The organism is Vibrio sp. 10N.286.51.E5 (assembly GCF_041469125.1).
Taxonomy (GTDB): domain Bacteria; phylum Pseudomonadota; class Gammaproteobacteria; order Enterobacterales; family Vibrionaceae; genus Vibrio; species Vibrio crassostreae_C.
The window spans coordinates 1-4,752 of sequence record NZ_JBFRJZ010000117.1; the positions used below are offsets into that span (position 1 = coordinate 1).

Consider the following 4,752-nt stretch of genomic DNA (forward strand, 5'->3'; position numbering starts at 1 on the left):
CTTGGCCGCATTCTGCGCTATGTATGAAGAAAGCTTAATAAAGAGCGCACAACCGTACGTGAACAGATCAAGGCACTTGAAGACAGTTTTTGCATCGAACTGTTTATTATCGAAGGAAAGCAAGCATTACCAACGCAACAGGCAAAAGCATTGTATCGCCAAGCCAAGGTGTTGGTAAAAAATAGCGACTTGCTGTACGAGAGAATGATAAATGCTTATCAAAAGCCTTTTGACTCACTGGTCATATACCATGACGCTTTGGTACCCAGTTCAACAATCAAAGACATCAACCGACTTGTTAAGAATGCGCTTCCCACACTTAGATTGCACTGGCTTCAGAGGAACCGAGATGAAGTGATAGATGCTTTAATAGGCGATACGCCATGTTTTGCTATCATGCAAAGTAAGCTGAAAAACTTACCCTCGCGCCCTTTTCGTTACAACTATTTAGGCACGGTCCAACACCACTTTTATTGTGCTGCTAATCATGTATTGGCCAATCAATGTAAAGTTCATATTGATGAGCTGGAGATAGAGACGCAGTACATCACCGAAAGCTATCACAATAGTAACGCTGACCTGTTTTCTATCTCCACGGATTTGAGGGTAGTCAGCAACAATGAAGTTTTGCTAGAACTACTTGGTGACGATGGTTGGGCGATTCTCAACCGCTCGGTGGCAGATAAATGGGTTTCAAAAGGCATATTGAAAGAACTGCCTGTATCGGAGGTGTCGAACGCACTTAGAATTCCACTATCGTTATATTGTTCTCTGGAGTTTGAAGGCTATCAAGAGGTTCAGTTGCTGGAATCCATTATCACCGATTATACTCAATCACTATTTCGCTAAGTCGAGATTGCCCAAATTTGCTATTCCCGCCTCAATACAAGTAGCGAGAGGGGCATGTCTTTCACATCCGGTATAGACATTTATTTTAAAAGACGAAAAGTTATTCAAAGATAGCTAAATTAGAATAGTTGTCTTGAACTCAGTTGTTAAATTCAATGGAACTAGATCTAGAGACTAAGAACTGCTTTGGCTGCATCATTAATCGTAACAGCCTTATGCCGAAACATTGTTGCAAAACGACTCACTAGAGGCAATAACAAAGCCTTAGTTAATTGTGGTTAGATATTAAGATTGATGAGGAAGCGATAGCTGAGTGAAAGCGAGACTAACGGGGTAGGCCTCGCAGATTAGGCAACTTCTCCATTAGTACCGCAGATAGTGATATGCGTTTTCTCTATACCATAGAGTGGAACGAGGTTTTCTAGACTCAGAGTTTCCGCTGGCTAATACCCCTCTTGTTAATCCACATTACACCTATATATACCGTCGTGTTAAGAGTGTTTTTCATTTAGAGCCGAAATCAGATGAACAATACAACGATGCCACTGGTCTCAAGGTTTATGGCGAAGGTGGGTGGAAGGTCAAGAAGCATGGGACTGACGGAAAGTGCAGAGTCTGGCGTAAGCTAGATATCGCAGTAGATACAAGCACCCACGAAATAGTCGAAGCCCAGCTGAGTTTATCTAACGTGCCCGATGCTGAAGTGTTCTCAAATTTATTCAAATAGATATGCCATAAAATTGTTGAGATATCTTGAAATGGCACTTATGGCACAATGGTTCACCAAGATGCCGTTTGGCCAAGCAAGCGGTTACGCTCATCTAGCTATCTGATATCAAGGCAATGTTCGCAATTATGCGGTAGATTGTCAAAAGCCATGCGGCTCGAACAAAAAGTGTAAACAGAAGTATGGTTACCACAAGCGCTCATCACCTTAAACCACAATGTATCGCGCGAAACCGTTACTGGAGACTTACTCAATGCTCAACGCACTGAACAAGCTTACGGGCTAGGTTTGCCTGAAACTCAATATATCGTTTAGGGAAAAAGCAACAAAGCCTCCTTCCGCCAATCCTGAATAACTCAACGTCAACGCCCAATTCCACAGGCTTTGACCTATTCGCATATACGGTGCGATCTTTACCTAGTTTTCTGTCCATTTGCTATAGCCTTCCTCTTCTAAAATAGTACAAACTCTATCAGAGGTGAATAGGAAAATAATAATGTTGGATATGGCCTTACATAATGAATTTTTTGGGTAAGTTAAACAATGTTATTCTGATTCTACACCAACAAAAAGAATAGAGGCTAAGGGAAGCAAGCTTCTGTTTTTAAGACAGAATAGGCACTTATTCAAAAACTGGATGTCAGTGCCTAACCAGAGAAAACAAAGATATTATGCAAACAAAAACATGTTTCTTGCGCCATTCGATGGTCCTAGTTTCAATTAACTCAGCTTTTCAGGAACAGTGCTCGAACTGTCAGAAATAACAAGAGAAAGATCAACAGTTTCTATCGGTACAAATAACGTCGGTGACCAAGCCGGGATATCCATAGAAGGAACGAACAATGAAGTATGCAAATATAGCGACTATAGTGGTAAGTGCTTAGATGCTTATAACAAAGATATGCAAAGCGCCTTTTGCATCGATTAACTAACTACATTAAAATGTAAATAAAGAATCGCTGTGTAAACTCAAAAATACAAAGATGAATATTACCCCTAATAGGAAACTCGAGCTCAGTTATAGATCGATATTTTATAAATCCGTTGAGGTGTTTGTTGGGACATTATTCTAAACACAGTTTTTGATGTTCCATTATATATCCCAAATTATATTGATATATCCGAAATTGAATCGTGCCGTATTGCTACATCCCGATGAAGTTGAAGTAAAATGGTGAAAATTAACGAAGAATCCAATGACGAGCGATGTCGTCGCTTAAGCTATAAGCTCAAATCATTATTAAAAGAACAAGGTTTGTTTTAGTTAAAATACAAACACTTGGGGGATATAAATGCATACAGATACGATTAACTTAGATTTATCCGAATGCTACTATTTATCGGTTATGAAAGTACTGAAAATTGAACAAGAAGCGTATATCATGGCGATATATTGCAAATCTAGAGCTACGATAGTAGCTGAAATACCAATAAAAAAAATAGAGTATTATCTAATGCGGGTTATTTATGATTACGCTGGTATAGATGTGATATCGACTAGGGAGCTGGAAAGTAAGCTAATTGACCTAGGCATAAAAGTATCTTTTTTTACAGTAAAAAATACAGTCGCTTTCTGTAGGGCTAACTTTGTTAAATTGATATCTCTATGTAACGATAGTGAGCAAGTTGTAATAAATTCAAGTGATTTGATAAAAAACAAGTTTGGGAAAGGGTTTTATTTTGGTTACAATAAATACTCTATGCCTCTAAAAAAAATTTCCTTTGAATGTTCGCGTAAAAAAAACACATTGGAGCAAGTAAAAACCATCTTTGTTTTTAAATGGAAGTCCATGCTGTTAAGCTTATTTGCCGCATTGACATTAAGCTTATTCTCCATCATTGTATTTTCATACTATCAGGCATTAAATTTATCACTTAAGACAAGTAATTATGCAAGAGAAGTAGGGCAGTTTTTGTCAAATATTGAAGGGGTTGACTGCAGTACCATAGCTCGTCCGCTAGAAATTCCGACTATTGGCAACCTAGCATATGGTATCTACTTGCAAGAAGGTAAAAAATGCTATTTTCATAATGGTTTTGGTAGTTATTATAATGTTAGTAGTGTTGGTGTTAAAGATCTTAAAAAAAATAAACTCTACACATATGCCTATTGGCAGTTGGAAAATGGCACATACTATCATTTCACCAACATTAAAAAATTAGAAAGTAGATATAATAGTTGGACATCAGGCACAATTTTTGGGGGGGTGTCAGTGGAAGTTAATGGGAAAGTATTATTGTCACAAGGCGTCAATAATGGATTAAGCTATAAATTTGATGACCTTCCTGCAAACGTTAATGTCGAATACTATTTTGACTACCAGAGTGTAGCTATTTGGTTTTTTATGTTGTTTTCTTTATACTTTACACTGTGTCTAAATAAGTTTTTTCTATTTGTTAAAGCATTGTCAGTTCTAAAAAATATGAGATACAAAGTAGAGCCGATCGTTAATATAGATGAGGGTGGTTCGGTTTCCGGTTTTTATTACGGTGAGGTGCTCAGTAAAAACGAGCATTTGGGGATATTAAAATCACTGCCTATCCTTCGGCGAGGTAATTATTTAGGTATGTATACTATCGAAATGATTGAAGATATTGATTGCTATATTCAAAAGTCTGAAAGGGATGTTAAATACGGGTTAAACTTATGTCCGTCTGTAATTAAGTATGATTGGTGCCAACTATATAAGACCATTTCAAATTTAAAGAATAAAGATAAGTTAATAATAGAAATAACCGAAGATTCAAGTATTGAATACGGTGAAGAGCTAGTTGACAAGATTAATACCTTGTCATCATTGGGTATTACGGTGGGTTTTGATGATTTTGGTGAAGGTAATAATAACATTAATATGCTCGACGTTTTAGATGTGAAATTCATTAAATTTAGCCGTGAATATATCTTCAATAAAGATGGGGCCTTGAAGGAGAACTCAATTTGCTTCATGAAGCTAGTAAGAGAGTTGTATGCTGTGAAAATAATTTGTGAAGGTGTGGAAACTAAAGAACAGTCAAATCAATTGTCAAAGCATGGTCTCAATGTACAGCAAGGTTACTTATTTAGCAGTGTGTGAATAAGTAACTATTACTAAGCCTTTAAAAGTCTGATGTAGGTGGTTTTTATCTTTCTGTACGGTGGATTATCCATTTTTCGTACAGGGCGGGATCGCACTTTG

General features: G+C 37.3%; 2 protein-coding genes and 1 pseudogene. All 3 read left to right on the forward strand.

Annotation, left to right across the window (positions count from 1 at the left end; translation table 11 throughout):
* The first annotated feature begins 150 nt into the window (after positions 1 to 150).
* Entirely contained in the window at positions 151 to 849 is a 699-nt protein-coding gene (locus tag AB4161_RS22720; protein WP_372084398.1) for a LysR family transcriptional regulator, read from the forward strand.
* A 329-nt stretch (positions 850 to 1,178) separates the two neighbouring features.
* Positions 1,179 to 1,891: pseudogene (locus tag AB4161_RS22725) on the forward strand (transposase); the annotation flags it as partial.
* A gap of 977 nt (positions 1,892 to 2,868) precedes the next feature.
* Complete coding sequence (locus AB4161_RS22730) at positions 2,869 to 4,650, forward strand: EAL domain-containing protein (protein WP_372084400.1); 1,782 nt, start codon at positions 2,869 to 2,871, stop codon at positions 4,648 to 4,650.
* Positions 4,651 to 4,752: the final 102 nt, after the last annotated feature.